Origin of the sequence: Vibrio sp. 1F253 (assembly GCF_041439295.1) — a bacterium.
Lineage (GTDB): Bacteria > Pseudomonadota > Gammaproteobacteria > Enterobacterales > Vibrionaceae > Vibrio > Vibrio tasmaniensis_A.
Genome location: NZ_JBGONU010000008.1, coordinates 119,557 through 141,734, shown reverse-complemented (window position 1 = coordinate 141,734; position 22,178 = coordinate 119,557). Strand labels below are relative to the sequence as shown.

Annotated in this window: 19 protein-coding genes; 3 read left to right on the top strand and 16 right to left on the bottom strand. The window is 43.4% G+C overall.

Features of this window, described 5'->3' with window-relative positions; genetic code table 11:
- Positions 1–26 precede the first annotated feature (26 nt).
- The 3 genes from ACED28_RS06700 to radA all read right to left on the bottom strand — a co-directional run bounded on the left by ACED28_RS06700 (position 27) and on the right by radA (position 3,898).
- The gene (locus ACED28_RS06700; protein ID WP_371709531.1) at positions 27–998 is read right to left on the bottom strand and encodes a hypothetical protein; all 972 of its coding nucleotides are present in this window, start codon (positions 996–998) and stop codon (positions 27–29) included.
- A 110-nt stretch (positions 999–1,108) separates the two neighbouring features.
- The gene (locus tag ACED28_RS06695; RefSeq protein ID WP_371709530.1) at positions 1,109–2,464 is read right to left on the bottom strand and encodes a tyrosine-type recombinase/integrase; all 1,356 of its coding nucleotides are present in this window, start codon (positions 2,462–2,464) and stop codon (positions 1,109–1,111) included.
- A 36-nt stretch (positions 2,465–2,500) separates the two neighbouring features.
- Positions 2,501–3,898, bottom strand: a complete 1,398-nt coding sequence (radA, locus tag ACED28_RS06690; RefSeq protein WP_269461121.1) for a DNA repair protein RadA — start codon at positions 3,896–3,898, stop codon at positions 2,501–2,503.
- 358 nt (positions 3,899–4,256) lie between these two features.
- On the opposite strand from radA, the gene ACED28_RS06685 reads away from it, so the two are divergent.
- On the top strand, positions 4,257–6,605 hold the full coding sequence (locus ACED28_RS06685; RefSeq protein ID WP_371709529.1) for a PilZ domain-containing protein: 2,349 nt from the start codon (positions 4,257–4,259) through the stop codon (positions 6,603–6,605).
- Between the two features lie 104 nt (positions 6,606–6,709).
- On the opposite strand, the gene serB is transcribed toward ACED28_RS06685, so the two are convergent.
- On the bottom strand, positions 6,710–7,690 hold the full coding sequence (gene serB, locus ACED28_RS06680) for a phosphoserine phosphatase (protein WP_009847517.1): 981 nt from the start codon (positions 7,688–7,690) through the stop codon (positions 6,710–6,712).
- Between the two features lie 109 nt (positions 7,691–7,799).
- Here serB and ACED28_RS06675 point away from each other — a divergent pair, with 109 nt between their 5' ends.
- On the top strand, positions 7,800–8,411 hold the full coding sequence (locus ACED28_RS06675; protein ID WP_009847518.1) for a YtjB family periplasmic protein: 612 nt from the start codon (positions 7,800–7,802) through the stop codon (positions 8,409–8,411).
- 276 nt (positions 8,412–8,687) lie between these two features.
- On the opposite strand, the gene deoD is transcribed toward ACED28_RS06675, so the two are convergent.
- The 12 genes from deoD to ACED28_RS06615 all read right to left on the bottom strand — a co-directional run bounded on the left by deoD (position 8,688) and on the right by ACED28_RS06615 (position 19,801).
- The gene (deoD, locus tag ACED28_RS06670; RefSeq protein WP_009847519.1) at positions 8,688–9,407 is read right to left on the bottom strand and encodes a purine-nucleoside phosphorylase; all 720 of its coding nucleotides are present in this window, start codon (positions 9,405–9,407) and stop codon (positions 8,688–8,690) included.
- Positions 9,408–9,470: 63 nt separating this feature from the next.
- On the bottom strand, positions 9,471–10,691 hold the full coding sequence (locus ACED28_RS06665) for a phosphopentomutase (protein ID WP_371709528.1): 1,221 nt from the start codon (positions 10,689–10,691) through the stop codon (positions 9,471–9,473).
- A gap of 76 nt (positions 10,692–10,767) precedes the next feature.
- Entirely contained in the window at positions 10,768–12,096 is a 1,329-nt protein-coding gene (deoA, locus tag ACED28_RS06660; RefSeq protein ID WP_009847521.1) for a thymidine phosphorylase, read from the bottom strand.
- Between the two features lie 108 nt (positions 12,097–12,204).
- Positions 12,205–12,981, bottom strand: a complete 777-nt coding sequence (deoC, locus tag ACED28_RS06655) for a deoxyribose-phosphate aldolase (protein WP_102433379.1) — start codon at positions 12,979–12,981, stop codon at positions 12,205–12,207.
- A 537-nt stretch (positions 12,982–13,518) separates the two neighbouring features.
- Positions 13,519–14,781: a NupC/NupG family nucleoside CNT transporter gene (locus tag ACED28_RS06650; RefSeq protein WP_009847523.1), complete on the bottom strand. Its 1,263-nt coding sequence runs from the start codon at positions 14,779–14,781 to the stop codon at positions 13,519–13,521.
- 204 nt (positions 14,782–14,985) lie between these two features.
- A complete protein-coding gene (locus ACED28_RS06645; protein WP_135382479.1) occupies positions 14,986–15,798 on the bottom strand; it encodes a TatD family hydrolase in 813 nt (270 codons plus the stop codon).
- Entirely contained in the window at positions 15,779–15,934 is a 156-nt protein-coding gene (locus ACED28_RS06640; RefSeq protein WP_012604693.1) for a DUF5363 family protein, read from the bottom strand. The genes ACED28_RS06645 and ACED28_RS06640 overlap by 20 nt, the downstream gene beginning before the upstream one ends.
- A gap of 98 nt (positions 15,935–16,032) precedes the next feature.
- A complete protein-coding gene (prfC, locus tag ACED28_RS06635; RefSeq protein ID WP_012604694.1) occupies positions 16,033–17,613 on the bottom strand; it encodes a peptide chain release factor 3 in 1,581 nt (526 codons plus the stop codon).
- Positions 17,614–17,784: 171 nt separating this feature from the next.
- The gene (gene rimI / locus ACED28_RS06630; RefSeq protein ID WP_029222735.1) at positions 17,785–18,240 is read right to left on the bottom strand and encodes a ribosomal protein S18-alanine N-acetyltransferase; all 456 of its coding nucleotides are present in this window, start codon (positions 18,238–18,240) and stop codon (positions 17,785–17,787) included.
- Complete coding sequence (locus ACED28_RS06625; RefSeq protein WP_009847529.1) at positions 18,233–18,631, bottom strand: DNA polymerase III subunit psi; 399 nt, start codon at positions 18,629–18,631, stop codon at positions 18,233–18,235. The genes rimI and ACED28_RS06625 overlap by 8 nt, the downstream gene beginning before the upstream one ends.
- 155 nt (positions 18,632–18,786) lie before the next feature.
- The gene (locus tag ACED28_RS06620) at positions 18,787–19,290 is read right to left on the bottom strand and encodes a GNAT family N-acetyltransferase (RefSeq protein WP_371709527.1); all 504 of its coding nucleotides are present in this window, start codon (positions 19,288–19,290) and stop codon (positions 18,787–18,789) included.
- On the bottom strand, positions 19,274–19,801 hold the full coding sequence (locus tag ACED28_RS06615; RefSeq protein ID WP_009847531.1) for an SCP2 domain-containing protein: 528 nt from the start codon (positions 19,799–19,801) through the stop codon (positions 19,274–19,276). The genes ACED28_RS06620 and ACED28_RS06615 overlap by 17 nt, the downstream gene beginning before the upstream one ends.
- A 257-nt stretch (positions 19,802–20,058) precedes the next feature.
- On the opposite strand from ACED28_RS06615, the gene ACED28_RS06610 reads away from it, so the two are divergent.
- Complete coding sequence (locus tag ACED28_RS06610; RefSeq protein WP_009847532.1) at positions 20,059–22,098, top strand: bifunctional diguanylate cyclase/phosphodiesterase; 2,040 nt, start codon at positions 20,059–20,061, stop codon at positions 22,096–22,098.
- The last annotated feature ends 80 nt before the right edge of the window (positions 22,099–22,178 follow it).

The following is a 22,178-nucleotide window of genomic DNA, read 5'->3' as shown; positions in this document are numbered from 1 at the left end:
CTCATTAGTGATTGTACTCACTTAACTCAGTGTCCAAAACTGCTGGTGCGGATCACAATAACTCCTACTTGACTACCTTCAGCCTCAACTTCTCCGTGCTCCCCACTTTCAATACCAACAAAATAGGCTTCTACATCAGCGCTACTTCTTGCCTTATAGCCCTTAATTTTCACATACCTTTCTGTCCGACCTTCTCTTCTTTGTGTGACAATTGATATTGGATGTCTCACATCTTTAATTTGGCTATCGTTAAGTACACTGTAATAACAAAAGAGAAGGTAGCCAGAAACCATCATCTGGTTAAAAGGCAATAGGTTGTAGTTGAATGTTTTTCCTACGCGGCTGGCTAAATCTATCTTTAACTGTTTATTATCCCCTTCACGACTCGAAACGCCAATTGGTACGTTGTATAACTGTTCAGGGACTTCACCATGCTTGTCAAAATAGTCTGATATACCTTCTGCGAGATAAAAGAAATATGGTTGAGTTCTGGCTAAAATGGTATCGATTTCCCCTTCCGTATGAGGAAGAGTATAACCATCGTTGGTAGGCTGCTTCTCCCTTCTTGCATACTTCGCAATAATGGAATGGGGGCACCCAGCAGCTTCCAATATCTTCTTCGTCGCAGCTGTGAAAGAATTAGCGGTAGACGTTTTTATCCCCAACCCTGTGCCATCTGGATAGTTAAACAAAAAAGGCATTGGTTCATTAGCTAATTTTTCTTGCCGAGTTAACTCCCCGTTGACTCCTAAAATCCCTTCGATACCACTTCTATCAAATGGATTTAACGACCTAACATCACAAAGAGCAATGTATCGCTTAGCAATTACAGAAAGGGTGTACCTACTATCGTCAGAACTCGTATCGTTTTTAATCTTTGTGTAAATTTTTCTTATTTCTTCGTTTCGGCAAGGAACTGCCATTCCTTTATTTGGGTTGCACTCTTTGTAACACAAACTCCTAAAGTCAACCTTAATCACCTGTTCGGTGGTTTGCATGGTGAACTCCAATGACATCGATATATCTGCTACTTCCACAGCCACTTCCCGCTCTATAGGTTTGTTAACCCGAGGCTGCTTTACGAGACCAGACATTGGACTTTTAGCCACTAACTTTCTCCGCCATGAAAATTTTCCGCTGCTTTCTGGTTTTGCCTCCTAGCAAATTTAAACCAGTTTTCTTTTGTATTCATGTACTTGATGTACTTCTCTGTCATCGACGTATCTTCATGCCCCATAAGTTCGGCAAGATCACCAAGCAGAGTATCAAAAGGCTTTCCTGTTTCAACGTGCTCATCATATAACCAATGTGTAGCGAACGTTGATCTGAGGTCATGTATCGTATAATACCAATCAGGGTGTTCTTCTTGTATCTGCAAACGTATCTTCTCAAAATGCTTCTCAAGAGTATTTGGCTGATATGGGTATCCGTTACTTTTCAAGAACAGACTATTATGCCGAATCAAGCATTTATTTCGAGCCTTGTGTCTAGCTTTTGAAAGACGGTACAGCTCTAACTGATTCATCAAATCGAAGTGCACATCTATAGTTCTCTCTTTACCAGACTTCGTTAGACAATCATTACGGAGTTCGCTAATAGTGCACTTTACAATTTGAGCCTTAGGGTCTCTCACCTCACTCTGAGGAAATGTAACAAACTCTGCTAATCTCAGCCCTGTTTCGACAGCCGTTCTTAGCATCAGATCTTTCGGGTCACTGAAGTCGTCATTAAGAGCGGCTAAAAAAACCTGCTTATCGTCTTCAGTCATTGGAGATAGTTTTTTATGAGACTCAACAGTTTGAATCTGCCCGAATGGTCTGGTTATCTCAGTAGTCTTAATAATCAGGCTGCCCATACTCCTATCTAGATGGCCGAGTATTTTATTATCAGACTTTTTGGATTTTCGCTTTTGTATTGATTTGATTTTGTATTCAAATGGTACGAAGACACCCTCTTTGAATTCAACAATTCTTGAGGCGTTCATAAAGTTATAATAATCAACAATCTTCAATAGGTAGCTAGATGCCGTACTCGGTAAATAAATTCCCTTTACCTCGCCATCAATATCGCGTTTTATATTATTAAGTAAGAAGTCCCTGAACTTGTATACAACACCTTTCTCTTTTATTGAGCACACATCGTAGATATTTTTGTTTTCAATAGACATGTATCTATAGAAGGCCAATAGAGCTTGAGAATAGTCTTTTAGCGTTTTGTTATCGGGCGAGTGCCGAGCCTTATACCTGATATACAGGTTAGCCGGAATGACATTCCTTCCACGCCCATCACATAACAGAGGGATATCGATAAAGATTGGAGACCTCTGTTCAGCTAGAACAGGTTTGAGTGTATTACCATCAGATGGCTCAAAATAACACTTCGGGTATTTGTTAACTGTTGTTTTAACAACAGAATAGTCACCATCCCCGAATGACTTAGGCACCATCCTCTTTTGCCTACTCATATTAGCCTCCTGACTATAGACCGAATACCAAAATTCCTATTTCAAAGCCTCAATTACTTCACGAATTTTGGAGACCGGGATTATCTTCTGATCAGCGCTTAAGTCCTTCAGCATTGATTTATGGTAGTTTGCCTTAGGGATATAGATCTGTTTCTTGCCATGTTTAGTTGCTTCTATAACACGAGCTACACCACCTTGAACTTGGCGGATCTCGCCAGTTAAAGCCACCTCCCCGATAAACACAGAATCTTCAGGCGTCGCCTTAGAGTTGATTGAGCTTATCAAAGCAGCCATAACAGCAAGATCAGTAGAGGTCTCTGTATCTGCCATCTTCAGGCCCCCTACAAGGCTGATATTGATATCATAGTGAGTGCTAATCCCACCATGCTTCTTCAACACCGCAGTGATCAAAGCCAATCTTGAATAGCTAACACCAATACAGTTACGAATAGGTTTTTCTCCCTCGAACTCTGTCACGAGAGCTTGGATTTCAATTAGGAGGTTCCGAGCCCCATCCTTGATTACAGTGACAGCAGAGCCCTCATAACGCTCATCCCCACCACTTAGAAACAGACGACTAGGGTTATCAACACTAATCATGCCTTTCTCTATCATTTGAAAAATACCAACCTGATCGGTATCGCCAAAACGGTTTTTGTCTGAACGTAAAATCCTGACATTACTCTCTGTAACGTCAATATGAACGGCTGTATCGATGATGTGCTTCAGAGTCTGTGGTCCAGCCATCTTTGAATCTTTATTAACTTGCCCAACAAGAATAAGGGTGACACCTTCAGTTTTACACAAGCGGTTTAGAATCTGGGCACAGGTTTTTACTTGAGTCACACCACCAGCACTACCCTCAACACTCGTTGATTCAAATGCCTGAACTGAATCTGCGATTAGTAACTTTATGCCATGTTGTTTGACTGCAACAACAATATCCTCAATACAGTCAGAGTCATCCACCCAGAAGTTTGAGCTATCAAACTCTAACCCTAGCCGTTCCTTTGCTCGCTTTTTCCACTGACTCAGGCTCTCCTCTGCTGTCACATACATTGTTGGCATAGACTGACTCATGTGAGCAGCAATTTGAGTCAATAACGTGGTTTTACCTGCACCGGGATCTCCTGAAGCCAAAACTACAGAGCCTAAAGTCAAACCTCCACCAAGCACACGATCAAACTCTGCCTGACCCGTTGATACACGGTTAGCTTCAACAACAGATACATCATCTAGCTTTCTTGCGCCTTTGCCACTAGAACCTGCATAACCACCTAAACCACTCCCACCTGTTGCCCTATTGAGTGCAGAAGTAGTTTTTGATACAGCAGGGATATTGACCTCTGCCATAGTATTCCATGACTTACAATTCGGACATTGGCCTACCCACCTAACCGATTCATAGGAGCACTCGCTACACATATATACCATTCGATTCTTTGGTTTTGCCATTTTGTGATCCTGTACACTGACTTAAGGGTTACGCTGAACTAATACCTATCATATAAGTACATTTACATTTCGTCTAATTTTTACTCTAATAAATTTTAATGGATGTGACGTCTAACAATAAAGCCAAGACTAGCACCACAGTCATTACACACATAAGCTCGCTTTGCCTTAGCCATAAAACCTCAATAATTTGCTTGGTAACGGGTAAATGTTGCTATTTTGTGACCCCGTTGACCGTACAGCTGAAAATAAAAGTTGCAGTAGAACCTCGAATACCTAAAGATCAAATACAACTTGTCGATAACAATAAAGCACCATCCATTCTAACAAGAAAAGTATGCAGCAATCTGAAATTCTATCTGTAGCAGAACGACTTATTCCGGCCTACCATGCCGAAGATTTCGAATTCCTTCTTTCTCAAATGACAGAAGGCGAATCGCCGTCTCTAAAACTGCTCGTTAAAATGGAACTGAATCGTATCATGGCTCCGTGTACAAAGAGCATTGATTTACGCGGGCGTATTGATAATGAATGTCATCAATTCACGCTAGACGAGCGTAAACATTGGCTTGATGACATAGCTTTGAACGCGTATCAACGTGGTACTAAAAAATTTAAAGGTTATACCGAGGGCGTGTGGGAGTTAGTGATGACTCCTCGCATTCAACCTCTTCGTAATATTGTTAAAACATCCTCTCAAGATGACCACGATATCACTAACGCTGATAGCCCCTATGAAGCAGAAGCCATTAACCTCGGTTACGATTTAAAACGCAAAGAAAACAGGCTCAAGATTAGCTCACAGGTTGAAATCACCACACCAAAAGGACAAAGCCTGCATGGTGTGACAGTTGATATTTCTCCGTCGGGTGCAAAGTTCAAGGTACCAAGGGCGTTTAAATACAACCTAGGGGAAATCATCAGTGTTAAATTCACTGAGCTTGTTGAAAAGTCACTAGAAGCCGATGTTAATGAGGCGGTTGAATTTCGTATTCTGGGTATTGATGAATCCTACGAGAACAATGCAGTTAAATTTTTAAGATGCATGAGAATCAGCGATACAACGAGTGTGGCTCGTTTACTCGATGAATCTCTAAATAGTGTCAGCAAGAAAACCAGCCATGAGAATCAAGATAGGCTCATTCGAACGCGAACTCGCGGTATTGAACACACCTATCTAAAGTACACCTGTAATCTCCCTCTATTCTTCAGTGGTAGTGAGTTGAAGCTCGCGCTGCTCACGGATAACAATCATCCCCAATGGCAATACTGGCATGATGAGCGTAACCAACAGGCTCTGGGTACTTTGTTCAACGAACAACGTATGAAATTACTCGCTAAGCCTGGCGTGAAGGGAACCAGTAACGTTATCTACTCTTTTACTCATGAACATAAAAATAAGACCTTGTTCTACTCGATGATGCTGCCTGAAGCTTCTCGTGAAGAGAGGCAACTGTTCTGGCACATAGGCGGTAAACGTAAAAGTTGGAAGGCGTTCAAATTCTCGGTTTTCGAATTATCCGACTCTGAGCGACAAGCCTTAGCTGAGCATTCAGATACGCTTGCTCAAAGCTCTGCGCAACTGACTCATTGCGGTATCTTGCAAGAGATCGGTGATCACGAAAGTGCTGCCGATTACCTATTAAGTGAAAAACCACGCATTCCAAGCAGTGACCTTAATCGCTTTCGTCATCCGCGAACGGTGGTGGGGAACATTCAAAGTATCTACTTTGATTCCCAAAGTCGTCGTAAAGAACCGAGATATAGCTTTAAATCGCCAATTCAACTCACATCACAAGATAGCCCAACAATAAATGGACACACTGTAGACATATCAAAACGTGGCCTAAGCATTACCCTTGAACACCCAATGGTACTCAAGATTGATGATCCGGTTGTGGTGAATTTTAATGAACTGCAACTCTATGATAAAAACTTGCCATTAAGCACAGTGCCTTACCATGTAATTCGTGTAAGCCCGAACGGTTGCAATGTTCAATTGGTTATCACCGAGAATGCAAAAACAATGCGTACCATCGCCTTCCTCAATGGGCTTATCGATCAGAACCAAAGTAAGCTAAATAAGAAGCAAGAAATACTGCCCACCGATTCACTGCTTAAATCACTGCACACTGTTTTGCTTAACAAAATGGTCAGTAATCCAATTTTCATTGATAAGCCGGGCTCAACGTTGCGTTGTAAGCTCATTGGTGTGAACTTCCCGCTGAACAAGCATCTAGCGTTACTCGCTAAACTTGGGCACAACCAAAAGTTTTCACTGGAACCGATTTTCAAAGGTCACTCTAATTCACTATTAGCTGAGCCACTGAAAAGAATTGAAGGTGCAGAGCCAAAACATCATGACGTATACATTGCTGCGATAAAGTTTGGTAACAAGATTCAATCTGTACATACGAAGTTGGTGAAAGACTTTGCATCTACGAAAGAACGTATCTCGTTCATTAAGAAGGCACAAGATCTGGGTGATGTGTATGTACTGCGAGTCACTACCGCCCCTATCTTTAATCCATTAACAAGTTTGTTCCAATCAGACTTAGCCGAGCTTTCGCGCATCAGTATGCACCAAGCGAAGAAGTTAGAGAGTGAGGTCACCGCTTTTATTGGTTATGGTGAGATAGAAGACATTACCGATGAAGTATTGATTCGATTAGAACTCTCGCACTAAATAACCAGATCAACTTACCAGTTTGTAGATTTATCGGATTTAAAAATAGAAAAAGCAGGCTCATCACCTGCTTTTTTGTATCCGTTATACCGCCCTAAATATGACTAAGGCTTCGCTTGCCAGCTAATTTTTTGCTGCTTAGCTAATACACCTGACAAGATACAAAGCACCCCACCTAAGCCAGCATAACGCACAGCAGTTTGAGCTTGTTGTTCAACTTTCGGTTTTGCATGGTAAGCAATCCCTAAACCGGCAGAACCCATCATAACCAAGTCATTGGCACCATCACCCACGGCAACGGTGTTATGCAGTTCCAGTTCATACTCTTCAGCAAGTTCTACCAAGATATCCGCTTTGGTCTGTGCGGAAACAACATCGCCTAATACTTCACCCGTCAATTTACCATTGACGATCTCTAGCGTGTTTGACTGAGCGTGGTCAAGATCAAGCGTATCTTTCAGGTAGTCTGAGAAATAAGTAAAACCACCCGATGCAATCGCCGTCTTCCAGCCAAGTTTATTCAGAGTATTCACTAGCTCAACCAAGTCTGGCATGAATGGTAATGACTGGCGCACTTGCTCCAGTATCGACTCATCCGCACCTTTCAGTGCCCCAACGCGTTGGCGTAGGCTCTGTTCAAAGTCGAGCTCGCCTTGCATCGCACGCTCTGTGATTTCAGAAACTAACTCTCCGACTCCTGCGAGCTTTGCTATCTCATCGATGCATTCAATTTGAATTGCTGTGGAGTCCATATCCATCACGATCAAACCTGGCTTAGATAAGTCTGGGACCTCGCTAAGGCAAGCATAATCAAGCTTCAGTGCTTGTAAAATTTCTTCGTGTGCCGGGGTTAAGTTCCCTGACATCAGTGCCACTTCGTAATGTCCCACCTTCCACGTATTGAGGATGGTGTTGTAGGTACCAGTGAAAAAGTCGATGTCATCAAATGATTGTGGAGATAAGTACTCACCGAACACAATCCAATTGGCTTTAGATTTTGCGAGTTGAGAAGCGAAACGTGTCTCGGGGAGTCGGGTTAATAATGTCGTATGCCTTTTAATCGGCAGATATTTCTGAGCGTCCATGTGTATGATTCCTAATTAACTATGCTAAACGTTAACCTATTGCAATTTGAAAACGCAAGTCTCAATATGTCTTAATCATAACATTTGTTTATTTCAGGCTTCGTGAAACATGAATGAATCATTGTTCTCAATACGTAACGCTTTACGAGTACTAGCCCTAATTCTGTTGGCTGCTATGTTCGTGGTAACCATTAAAAACACAGTAGTGATCAGTAAAGGTAATGAGAAGATCCAAGCAAAACAGTTGGAAACGCTGACCAAACTACTGATCTCACAGGCATCACTTTCAGCCAGTAAGATGATCACTCAGCAAGACCAAGAGCGCCTACTAGAGCTCACTAACCAACTCTCTCAGGATCGATTGGTATTTGATACCACCATCTACGATGCAGAAGGGATTCGACTGGCTTCGAGTGAAAAAGCGCTCTCGGTACGCGAGGTTCTTGGCTTAGACACACCTCTTTCAACGGCAAGTATCGGCAGGCAGCAACTCGTTGAACCTATTTACTCTCCAGAGAGTACGATCATTGGCTTTATCCGCGTGACTTTTGAGACAGGAAAAATGACAGCTATTTCTGACCATCACTACCGTAAGAGCGATCGCTACATGATCGGTATGGTCTTAATGGGGTTTGTCAGTGGCGTGTTGTTCATCATGCTTATTCGTAAAAGAAAGGCTAAGTCTGGGGAAAACTGGCTGCTCAAAAATGTCAGCTCTTAACAGCTTATACCAATCACAGTAAGTAAGTGATCAGAAATAGCGCAGGAAAAAGGCTTGAGAACAAGGCGTGATTTTCTGATAAGTAGTTATTCTACAATCAAAAATCACAACGCAGTTATCGAGTGTTTTAACTAGCTAGGCTGACCAGTTATTTACTACGATTGGTATTAGTTTAACAAATTCAATAAAAAGCCCCGAAGCTCAGGCAGCAACGGGGCTTTTGTTATCTATTAAACTTTGCGGTATCTATTAAGCTTTTTGAAATCTATTGGCAGATTAGTCTTGGTCACCAAGCAGCACAGAGTCGAGTGCGATAACCATCATGTCGTTGAAAGTCGTTTGACGTTCATCTGATGTGGTTTGCTCACCAGTTTTGATGTGATCAGAAACAGTACAAATAGTCAGAGCTTTTGCGCCGTATTCAGCACATACACCATAGATACCCGCCGCTTCCATCTCTACGCCGACAATGCCGTACTTGTCCATGACTTCGAACATTTCAGGATCTGGCGTGTAGAACAACTCAGCCGAGAATAGGTTGCCAACCTTTACGTCTACACCACGCGCTTTGGCTGCATCTTCTGCCGCACGCACCATTTTGTAATCAGCAATAGCCGCGAAGTCATGACCTTTAAAGCGAATACGATTCACTTTTGAGTCGGTACACGCCCCCATGCCGATAACCACATCGCGTACTTTGATATCTTCGCTCACTGCACCACAACTGCCGACACGAATGATCTTTTTCACACCAAAGTCTTTGATCAGCTCAGTCGCGTAAATAGAACAAGATGGAATGCCCATACCATGCCCCATTACCGAAACCTTACGGCCTTTGTAAGTCCCCGTGTAACCAAACATGTTACGAACATCGCACACTTGAACCACTTCTTCTAGGAAGGTTTCAGCGATGTATTTTGCACGTAGCGGATCGCCGGGCATTAGAACTACGTCAGCGAAATCACCCATTTCAGCATTAATATGTGGAGTAGCCATTGAAAATATCCTTAATCTCAAAACAAAAAAAAGAGAGAGGTTTCCCTCTCTCTTCGTTAACTATTATAGAAAGCTTGTACCGTGTCCCATTGGCGATGTGCCAAAGTAAGACGCTAAGCTTTGACCAATATCAGCGAAGGTATCGCGACGGCCTAGAGAGCCAGCAGGAACCTTGTTTCCGTAAACAATCACAGGGATATGTTCACGAGTATGGTCAGTACCTGGCCATGTCGGATCACAACCGTGGTCAGCAGTTAAGATAAGTACATCATCTTCTTTCATCATATCGATGATTTCATTGATACGGCCATCGAAGTACTCAAGTGCCGCTGCGTAACCTGCAACATCACGGCGGTGGCCGTAAGCTGAGTCGAAATCAACGAAGTTAGTGAACACGATAGTGTTGTCGCCCGCTTCAGTGATCGCTTCTTTAGTTGCTTCAAATAGCGCAGGAATACCTGTTGCTTTCGTTTTCTGAGTAATACCACAACCTGCGTAGATATCAGAGATCTTACCGATTGAGTGAACGTTACCGCCCTTCTCATCAACCAACTTCTGAAGAACTGTCGCCGCTGGCGGCTCAACAGAAAGGTCACGACGGTTACCAGTACGTTCGAACTGACCTTTACCTGGGCCAATGAACGGGCGCGCAATAACACGGCCGATGTTGTAGTCTTCTAGCTCTTCACGAGCAATCTGACAAAGGTCTAATAAGTTCTGTAGACCGAATGTCTCTTCATGACATGCGATTTGGAAAACAGAGTCTGCTGAAGTATAGAAGATTGGCAAGCCACTCTTCATGTGTTCTTCACCTAGGTTATCTAGGATTTCTGTACCCGATGAGTGACAGTTACCTAAGAAGTCAGATAAACCTGCACGCTCAAGGATGCGGTCAGTCAGTTCTTTTGGAAAACTGTTTTCTTTGTCGGTGAAGTAGCCCCAGTCAAACAGTACCGGTACACCTGCGATTTCCCAGTGACCTGATGGCGTGTCTTTACCAGAAGACAGCTCAGCAGCGTGACCGTACGCGCCAATGATTTCAGCATCTGCATCCATACCAGGAGCAAAGCGACCTGTAGACTCTTTGTGAGCCATAGCTAAACCTAGCTTAGACAGGTTTGGCAGCGTTAGTGGACCTTTACGATCCGCATTGTCTGCAAGACCTTGATCACAATGGTCAGCAATGTGACCCATAGTGTCTGAACCTACATCACCGAATGTGTCCGCATCTGCGGTTTCGCCGATACCGAATGAATCTAAAACTAAAATAAATGCTCTTTTCATTTTCTTCACCAACTTATTGCTCTTTGCACCAGAACTCTGTTTATCGGCATACACAAGGTATGCCGATACCTGTTATTTACACGTCTTCAGAACGAATCTGACGGTAAACGTCTGGCGTTGCTGTATATTCTCCGCCCACAGTGATTGCATTTTGTAATGCTTTTGCAGCTTCTTGCCACTGTTGTTCATTGCGAGCATGAATCATTGCTAATGGTTTATCGTCACTTGCTACTTCGCCAAGGCGAATGAAGCTATCAAAACCGACTGCGTAATCAATGCTGTCTGTTGCTACGCGGCGACCACCGCCCATACCAACGACAGCCATACCAATTGCACGCGTATCCATCGCTGATACTACACCGCTTTCTAGCGCGTACACTGGTTTAACAATTTCTGCTTTTTCTAGGTAGTTATCGTAGTTCGTTACGAAATCAGTTGGACCACCAAGGCCCGCTACCATTTTACCGAAGCACTCTGCTGCTTTACCGTTATCCAGTACTGCCATCAGTTTTTCACGCGCTTCGTCTGAATCTTTTGCAAGGTTACCTAGAACCAGCATTTCAGCACACGATGCCATCGTAATTTCTAGCAAACGAGGGTTACGATATTCGCCGGTTAGAAATTGAACCGCTTCACGTACTTCTACTGCGTTGCCCGCTGAAGAAGCCAGAACTTGGTTCATGTCCGTTAGGATTGCCGTTGTTTTAGTACCTGCGCCGTTTGCTACTGCAACGATAGATTTTGCTAACTCTTCAGACGCTTCATAAGTCGGCATGAATGCGCCTGAACCGACTTTTACGTCCATCACTAGAGAATCAAGGCCAGCAGCCAGTTTCTTAGATAGGATTGAAGCGGTGATTAGCGAGATGTTATCTACTGTTGCTGTGATATCACGAGTCGCGTAAACACGCTTGTCAGCCGGTGCTAGGTCGCCCGTTTGGCCGATGATCGCCACGCCAGCTTCTTTGGTTACGGCACCAAACACATCGTTGGTTGGTGTAATGTTGTAACCAGGGATAGATTCTAGCTTGTCTAGCGTACCGCCAGTGTGGCCTAAACCACGACCAGAGATCATTGGAACGAAACCACCACATGCTGCCACCATAGGGCCAAGCATCAGAGAAGTTACGTCACCAACACCACCAGTAGAGTGCTTATCAACGATTGGGCCATCAAAGTTCATGTGGCTCCAGTCAATCACCATGCCCGAATCACGCATTGCACACGTCAGTGCGATACGTTCTGGCATCGTCATTTCATTAAAAAAGATAGCCATTGCGAATGCTGCAATTTGGCCTTCAGAAACCGTGTTTTTAGCCACGCCTTGAATAAAGAAGTTAATTTCTTCAGTCGTTAGGACTTCACCATCACGTTTTCTGCGAATAATTTCTTGAGGTAGATACATTAGTGCCTCCCAAACTCTAGTGAGTATGGTTTGTAGGGAAAGAGGTAATATGGAGTGACTTAACACCACTCCATCAAACAGACTTTATTGTTATACCCGATAGGGAAATTAGTATGCTGCTGGATCAGCAGTTTGGTCTGTCACTTCTAATGTATTAAGAAGGTTAGTCAGTAGGCTTGAAGCGCCAAAACGGTAGTGCATGTTGTCTGCCCACTCAGCGCCTAGTAGCTCATCAGCCATTGCTAGGTAAGCTTGAGCATCTTCAGCTGTACGTACGCCACCAGCTGGTTTGAAACCAACTGTTTTAGCTACGCCCATGTCACGAATAACTTCAAGCATCATGCGTGCGTACTCAGGAGTCGCGTTTACTGGCACTTTACCTGTTGAAGTTTTGATGAAGTCTGCACCTGCTTCGATACAGATTTGAGAAGCTTTCTTGATCAGTGCTTCTTCTTTAAGTTCACCTGTTTCGATGATCACTTTAAGCGTGATGTCACCACAAGCGGCTTTACACTGTTTAACTAGCTCAAAACCCACTTCTTCGTTGCCAGCAATAAGAGCACGGTATGGGAATACTACGTCAACTTCGTCTGCGCCGTACGCTACCGCTGCTTTTGTTTCAGCAACAGCAATTTCGATGTCGTCATTACCATGAGGGAAGTTAGTTACAGTCGCGATGCGTACTTCTGGAGTACCTTGCTCACGCAACGCCTTTTTAGCTGCTGGGATGAAGCGAGGGTAAATACAGATTGCAGCGGTGTTGCCAACTGCAGTCTTCGCGTCATGACAAAGCGCCACTACTTTTTCAGTAGTATCGTCGTCATTTAGCGTAGTTAGGTCCATAAGTTTAAGTGCACGTAGAGCTGCTGCTTTTAAATCGCTCATTTCTATCTCCGATCAATATATTCAAATAGTTAACTACTTCACCATCCATCCAGTATAGATGGATATTTTAGTAATGCTTAGTAGTCACAAATGAACGGACTTGGTTCCCTGAAGACTTGATAACTTTCGCTACCAATTGCAATCCTTGTCACCGCACAGTACCAGTTTGGTCTATGGCACAACAAATCAGTCATGTTGTGTCTAACATCTATAGTGTATTGCTAATATAGCGTATTGCTAAGTTTGGCTTAATCCCAGAAGAATAACGTTCGAGCTAATCTCAATGTTACTTTCTTGCCAGCAGAGACATCCTATCCCTTTAGCTAATACATTATAGGTATCCATCAATAAATTGTAGTGCTCCTTAGAACGCAAACGGTTTGTATCTCAAAAAAACATTCTAGACCCATTTTCGACTTCAAGCATTCACTCATGCTAATGCTCAAAATCACTAGGCCCAAAAACAAAAAAGCCCCGCAGCAATTTCTTGCTACGGGGCGATATTATTATGGCGTCTATATATCGATTTCTAACTGATTAGAAAGACAGGAAGAAGCCAGCAATTGTTGCTGCCATCAGGTTAGATAGAGTACCAGCTACAACCGCTTTAACACCCATACGTGCGATGTCGTGACGACGGTTTGGAGCAATACCACCTAGACCACCTAGAAGAATCGCAATTGAAGAAAGGTTTGCGAAACCACATAGAGCGAACGAGATAATTGCTTGAGTCTTAACAGACATTACTTGACCAGTCGCTTCAACGATTTGAGCGTTTTCACCGATGTATGGTACGAAGTTTAGGTATGCAACGAATTCGTTAACAACTGTCTTCTGACCAATGAAAGAACCAGCAATAGTTGCTTCTTCCCATGGAACACCAATGATGAATGCTAACGGTGCGAAGATCCAACCTAGAAGAAGTTCTAGAGTTAGGTTTTCCATACCGAACCAACCACCGATGCCACCTAGGATACCGTTGATAAGAGCGATTAGACCGATGAATGCTAGTAGCATTGCACCAACGTTAAGTGCTAGTTGTAGACCAACTGACGCACCGCCAGCAGCTGCATCGATAACGTTAGCAGGCTTGTCGTCGCCACCGTCGATGTCTGAACCTAGGTTCTCGTCAACTTCATCAGTTTCAGGCTTGATGATTTTAGCGAATAGTAGACCACCAGGTGCTGCCATGAATGACGCTGCTACTAGGTACTCTAGAGGTACACCCATAGATGCGTAACCCGCTAGTACACCACCAGCAACAGACGCTAAACCACCACACATTACTGCGAATAGTTCAGAGTTAGTCATTTTAGGAACAAATGGACGAACAACTAGAGGCGCTTCCGTTTGACCAACGAAGATGTTTGCAGCTGCAGACATAGACTCGGCGCGAGAAGTACCTAGAGCTTTCTGAAGACCACCACCAAGAACCTTGATTACAACTTGCATCGCACCAATGTAGTAAAGTACAGAGATAAGAGCAGAGAAGAAGATTAGTGTTGGTAGAACTTGGAATGCAAAGATGAATCCGATACCGTCAACTGAGAAGTTAACAAGGCTACCAAATAGGAACCCAGTACCATCTTTACCGTAGTCGATCACGTTTGCTACACCAGCAGAGAAACCTGCAAGTAGATCACGCCCCCAAGGGATGTAAAGTACGAATGCACCAAGTGCGAATTGGATAGCGAAAGCGCCACCCACTGTTCTTAGATTAATTGCTTTGCGGTTGTCGGATAGTAGTACTGCGATTGCAATCAGTGCAACCATTCCGACGAGGCTCATAAACAGGCTCATAGTTTATGACTTCCTTATTAGTTATTTATTGGCGTGTTACAAAATGGGGCTATAAAGCGGAGGCAATTATACTCATGCGACCACTAATAAAGTAATGCCGTCCTCACACTTTCGTAGAAGATTCATGTACCATTCACACGTAAATGTGAGCCGAATCACAAGCCAAGTGCAATTTACGCAAACGATAAACAAAAACCTTCGATTTTATTCACATATACCGAATGCGCGATGGCTATTTTGCCAAATTTGCGCTGCAACCGATTGCTTCGGTTCTTTTCTAAGCAAAAACAGTTCATTTAAGATCGTAACTAAATACTTGGAATGATTAACATTTCCTTGTTTTCCATGCATGGGCATATCCGGGGCATCCGTTTCTAATACCAGGCACTCAAGAGGCAGTTTTGAGATAGTGGTGCGTGTTTTTTGTGCTCTTGGGTAAGTAATCGTTCCACCGACACCAATATAGAAACCAAGCTGAATCCACGCCAAAGCCTGCTGTTCGCTCCCTGAAAATCCATGAATCACGCCACCCAAAGTAAATTTATACTGCTTTATTAGCTCAATAAGTCGGTTAAAAGACTTCCTTTCATGGATGATTAAAGGCAGCTTAAACGCCTTAGCTAGCTCTATTTGTTGAATGAAAAAACGCTCTTGTTTCTCCCGTGCAACATCGACAAAAAAGTCGAGACCACACTCTCCTATCGCAACACATTGACTGGTTTTTGATGAGAGTAATCGGCGAAGCTCTGAGAATTGCTCGTCATTGGCTTGCTCTAAAAAATAAGGATGGAAACCTAAAGCGTAGTAAACATTAGGGTAAGATTGAGCGATCTCACCAAGCTTCCTCCAGTTACTTTGGCCAATAGAAGGGATGATTAACTTCTCGACTTGCGCCTGTTTCGCCTCTTTAACGTAACCTTCAATACCTTTATCAAGTGAAAAACCTTGCTCAAAGATGTCAAAGTCCGCATGGCAATGGGTGTCAAACAGCGGAAATTCACTTAATTCTGGTGTCATCTTCCCTACTCTCTGTTTGTTGTCCTTGAGGATCACGGCGATAAGCCACGCAGCTGCGCTTATTTTCAGGCGTTAAGCCAAGCTCTTCGCACCACTTATCGTATTTATTAATCCAAGCTTTTATCCAACTGAACATACTTACCTTAAGCCTCTAACCTCAAATGACACGAATAAAAAAACGCCTATTGCAGAACAATAGACGTTTTTGTTTAACTCGAATAGAGCGCAGAGTGATTAGTGCTCGCGCGTCGCTCGGAACTGAACTTCTGGGAAACGTTCAGAAGCTAGGTTCAAATTCACCATAGTCGGTGCGATGTAAGATAGGTTATCACCACCATCTAACGCTAGGTTAGCTTGGCTCTTACGTTTGAACTCTTCTAGTTTCTTAGCGTCATCACACTCAACCCAACGTGCAGTTGCAACGTTCACACCTTCGTAAATCGCTTCAACGTTGTATTCCGCTTTCAAGCGCGCTACAACCACATCAAACTGAAGTACACCAACTGCACCAACGATCAGATCGTTATTTTGCAAAGGACGGAATACTTGAACCGCGCCCTCTTCAGAAAGCTGAACCAAGCCTTTTAGAAGTTGCTTCTGCTTCAATGGATCGCGCAGACGAATACGACGGAATAGCTCAGGCGCAAAGTTAGGAATACCTGCGAACTTCAAGCTTTCGCCTTGAGTAAAGGTATCGCCAATCTGAATTGTGCCGTGGTTATGCAGACCAATTATGTCACCCGCGTATGCTTTTTCAGCACGAGCACGGTCACCCGCCATGAAGGTTACTGCATCAGAGATACTGACGTTCTTACCAGTACGAACATGGTTCATCTTCATACCTTGGTCGTAAGTACCCGATACGATACGCATGAATGCGATACGGTCACGGTGTTTTGGATCCATGTTTGCTTGGATCTTAAATACGAAACCAGAGAACTTCTCTTCAGTCGCTTCAACATCACGCTCATTTGCTTGACGTGTTTGAGGCGCAGGAGCCCATCGAGTTAGGCCATCAAGCATATGGTCAACACCGAAGTTACCCAATGCAGTACCGAAGTAAACTGGAGTCAACTCGCCAGCAAGGAATAGTTCGTGATCAAACTCAGGACATGCGCCAATAACCAATTCAAGCTCTTCACGAACGCTGCTCGCCAGATCTTCGCCAACAGCTTCGTCTAGTTCAGGGTTATCTAGACCTTTGATAATGCGAACTTCTTGGATCTCATGGCCGTGGCCAGATTCATACAAGATCGTTTCATCACGGTGAATGTGGTAAACGCCTTTAAACTCTTTACCACAACCGATAGGCCAAGAGATTGGAGCACAAGCCATACCTAGCTCGCTTTCCACTTCATCTAGCACTTCCATTGGGTCACGAACATCACGGTCAAGTTTGTTCATAAACGTTACGATTGGTGTATCACGTAGACGCGTTACTTCCATCAGTTTACGAGTACGATCCTCGACACCTTTCGCAGCATCGATAACCATCAAACAAGAGTCAACCGCGGTTAATGTACGGTACGTATCTTCCGAGAAATCTTCGTGTCCAGGAGTATCGAGTAGGTTGACTAGACAATCGTTGTATGGGAATTGCATTACAGACGTAGTTACCGAGATACCACGTTCTTTTTCCATCTCCATCCAGTCAGATTTAGCGTGCTGGTTAGAGCCACGGCCTTTTACGGTACCCGCTTTTTGAATCGCGTTTCCGAATAAAAGAACTTTTTCAGTAATCGTGGTTTTACCCGCATCCGGGTGAGAGATAATCGCAAACGTTCTACGTTTGCTCACTTCTTGTTGGAAAGACATAGTCGCCCTTTGCTGATCTAAAGCGTAAAAAGGGCAAGTAGATAATACTTGCCCTTGAATTCTGTGTGCGGATTATACAGAAAGCGTGTCACTTTCTAAAGGGTCAGTTTACACCCTATTTTGTGGCTCATTCCGGAGCTAGCGTCTAGTTCGCGAAAAGACGTAACATGACTAGCTAAAAGACATAAAAAGATAGCTCATAATGATGGCGTCTTCGTTGCCTTGCTTGGTTGGATAATAGTTACGACGGCGGTCGACTTCATTAAAGCCAGCCTTCTCGTAAAGATTAAAAGCATTCACATTACTTTCGCGAACTTCCAGCCAAGCACTTTCCGCGTCAGCTTGTTCACACATATCGAGAAAGTGCTCAACCAAAGCCTTACCGTAACCTTTGCCTTGCTGCTTAGGGTCAACCGCTATCGTCAGCAAAGTAACCTCACCGACAATGTTCTGAGCATAGAAATAGCCGACAACCTTTCCATCGACTTCTAAAACACGGTGGCTGCCTCCACGACTATTAAGATCACGGATCATATTTTCAGACCAAGGATGAGAATGCGCGGTCTGCTCAATTTGCCAAATTGCGTCTAGGTGTTGTTCTGAAGTGGGTAAAAGTTGATTAGTCATAAGCACAAATTTGTTGCCATAAGTCGCGGCGATGTTGGTTATTACCGTTAATGTCAGACAGTAATGGAGATTGAAGTGTTTTTGCCTTCAGTTCATGGGCAGATTCGCAACCAGCAAACCATACCCATTCAACCGAACTTAAATCCACAGCAGACAAGTGTTGCGGTTGAAGGTGTAAAGCTTGAGATAAGTCGAGCTTGATACTTTTGAGTACTCGCTCAAACATCACGGCGAGATCATCCTGAGGTTTTTCTGGTGAAACCAACAGTAACTTGCAATCATTCGATAACAGAGTCAATTCAGATTCATAACCAGCCAAACGCTCTGGGTGACTTAACTCCCATTGGCTAATGCCCATCTCTTGTAGATATTGCGCGTGTGTTTGTGACATATCTAGCGGTCGTAACCTTTGGTTTGTTGGTATTAATATTCTTCGAGTGAACTTAAACGGTGCTCATTGGGGCTGATACTAACAAAAAATAAAGGAGCATCAAGCTCCTTTATTTAGACTAAATCAGTTTGTATCTTATTGAGTGGTAAATCAGCTTATAAGTCGTTGAACTCTGGGCTGTAAGCAATTTCACCAGAATGCCCAGCAAACGCCCCTTCTACCAACTCAATCGCTTGAAAAGCGCCTTCAGGCACATCCCAAACACAACTCAGGCCAAATTCGCTCGCCGCCTTGAAACCAAAACGACCGTAGTAAGCAGGCTCACCGAGTACAACACAGGCTGGGTAACCAAAATCTACCAAAGTAGAAAATGCGTCTTCAACCAGTGATTTGGCAATGCCTTGATTGCGGAACTCTTCTTTCACGGCGAGAGGTGCGAGCCCCTGCCAGTTATGATCGTCACCATCAAGAGTAAGAGGGCTAAACATCAGGTGACCAACCACCTCCCCTTCATCAGAACAAGCCACCAGCGATAGCGTTAAATGGCTATTCTCACGCAAGCTCATAACCAAATTAGCTTCTGCATCCGTTTCAAAAACAGATTTCAATAAACGATCGATGACAAGTATATCTGCCGGTGCTTCAGTTCGAATAAGCATTCATTACCTCACTTTGTGTATCTGGGGATTGTACTCCCTTCTGCACAAAATCAGCTAATTGATTTAACAAAGTTTTCATAGGAGTCGGCAATAAGTCTAAATCGACGCTATCCATCAAATTTTTCACTTCCAAGCCTAGCTCGGTATCGCCCTCAATAGACAGTCGACGTTGGAAGAAAAGCGTATCTGGGTCTTCTTTTCGCCCAGCAATCAACACGAGATCATTTAGATTGCCACTAAAACTCACATCTTCATTGACCTCTTTATCAGCGACAACTAGTTGCTCATTTTTGTAGCTAATACACCAACTTAACCCCATATCTTTTATTGAAACTTTAAGCCACTTGTCTTCTAAGAACTCAAAATCACCATCCTCTAAAGCCTCCTTGAATACATTTTTCAATGCTTCTAATAAGGCTTTTTTTTGTACTGATTTTGGTAATAACTGGACTGGAGATCGCAAAATTGATGCGGCATTTTGAACTAGTTGAGTGCGTATCTTGTTTATCACGTGACTTATCCGTAACTTTGTCAATAATATAGAAAGCATCATAGATGATGTTGAGATCTCAGTTACTGTTATGTATCAAATTAATTCAGTTTGATGCTCGACCTTTAATATATTGATAATCACAGTTATAGTAACTCTGGTCATGAAAATCACAGCGAATCGCTGCACTCACAAGTAAACATCGATAGCTGAACAAAAAGCAATCAATGTTTATCGATAGTGAATATTCAAGCTCTTGGAGAATTGGTAGTACTTTGATGCCTCCCCAGCAACTACAACATTGGTTTACACAGCTTACTGCAAACAGCCCGTTCTTTTTTGCGGTACTTGATGCTCAACATAACTATTTTATGGTGAATGAGCGTTACTGTGATATTGCTGGTTTAAGTAAAACAGAGCTTGTAGGCATGAATGACCGCCAAACCTTGGGCGAGCAATTCTACCAACACCTTAAGCCTTACTATGAGCGTGCATTCAATGGCGAAACAATTGAGGCGGAAATCACCCTAAACGAAACGGCTTTAGACACTAGCCTTCATTTCAGCCTATCTCCGCTTACCAATGGTAAAAAGACTGAATACATCATCTTTCACGCCTTCGATACATCTGAAAACCAAGTACTTGTCCGTTCTTTAGAAGAGTCTGAAGCGAAATTCCACAAGCTATCTCACCTGCTCCCAGACGGATTGCTATTAGTTGAAAACGACTACATTCTGTCTTCGAACCCTGCAGCTGCACGCTTACTTGGTTTTAACTCCACCACAGAATTGATTGGCGAAGAGTTAGGCCGATTATTTATCGATGAACAAACCAAAACAGTCTTTAATAATGACCTCAGCTCCATTATTTCTGAGTCTGGCTTGGTTTGTTTAACGGGTGCTCGATGTGGCTTTGAACGTAAAGTTCAGTTAAATATCGACTCGACGGTCATTCTTGGAAGCAGTACCCAACTCGTACTTATTCAAGACGCTCAAGAAACAACAAAACAATACACACCCGCTAACAGTGAAGATGCCTACATCGATACACTGACTAAGCTCTACAACCGACTTGGGTTTACCAAAAGCCTTGAGCAGTTCATTCACAACAAGACCCCTGTTGTGATGCTCTACTTAGACATCGATAACTTCAAAAATATCAATGACTCACTTGGCCACCACATCGGTGATAAAGTGATTAAAGAGGTCGCATCTCGCTTAAAACGACAACTGCCTCGTCAAGCTATTATTGGCCATTTAGGCGGTGATGAATTTGGTATTATTCTACCTGAGCCTGAACACCCACGAACACCTGAAATACTCTCTGAAAAGATCATATCTCTGATCAACCAACCCTTCGATCTCCACCATTTTAGTAAGCGTTTAGCCTGCTCGATTGGTAGTGTGAGCTTTCCTCACGATGGCAGTGACGCACGTATCTTGCTACAGAATGCTGACACCGCAATGTATGAAGCTAAGGATCGTGGACGCAACCGCCTGATCAAGTTCAACGAACAGATGAACAAAGAAGCGCGAATGCGACTGTGGCTTGAGATAGAACTGCAAAAAGCACTGCAACAGAACGGGCTTGAGGTTTGGTACCAACCAAAAGTAAATGCGCGTGACTTCACCATTAACGGAGCAGAAGCTCTGGTACGTTGGAAGCACCCTGTAGAAGGTTATATTAGCCCTGCCGCATTTATTCCAGTAGCGGAACGTGCTGGCCTTATTGAACAACTTGGTCGTGTGGTAATGCGCGAAGTATTTGCCACGGTGAAACGTTGGAAGATGCAAGGTATTTTACCTGGTCGCGTCGCGATCAACCTTTCACCAGAGCAGTTTGGTAATCCAAAATTGATTGATTTCATGGAGAAGTTGCTGCGTTCTACTGAGCTAGATCCAAGTGCGATTACCTTTGAGCTTACAGAAAGTGCCGTAATGAGTGATAGTGAGCACACGCTTCAAATGCTGAACGCGATTAAGAGACTTGGCTTTGCGTTATCCATCGATGACTTTGGTACGGGTTACTCTTCTCTATCTTACCTTGCTCGCTTTCCGATTGATGAGCTTAAAATTGACCGGGCTTTTATCTCAGATATCGATACCTTACCAAAGCAAATTACCGTAATTGAAAACATCATCAACCTTGGGAAATCTCTCGATTTAACCGTGGTTGCAGAGGGTGTCGAAACCAGTGAACAAGCAACTCTGCTGTCTAACCTCAACTGTGGTTCAATTCAAGGTTTCCACTTCTATCGCCCTCAACCAAAACAAGAGGTTGAAGAACTGTTCGCCCAAAACCGTCGTCACAAGAATTAATTAAACACGCCCTCCAACACCAAGCTAAAGCGTAAATTCGCCATTCGTCAGTACCTCAAATGGGGTAAAAGCAGATTTAT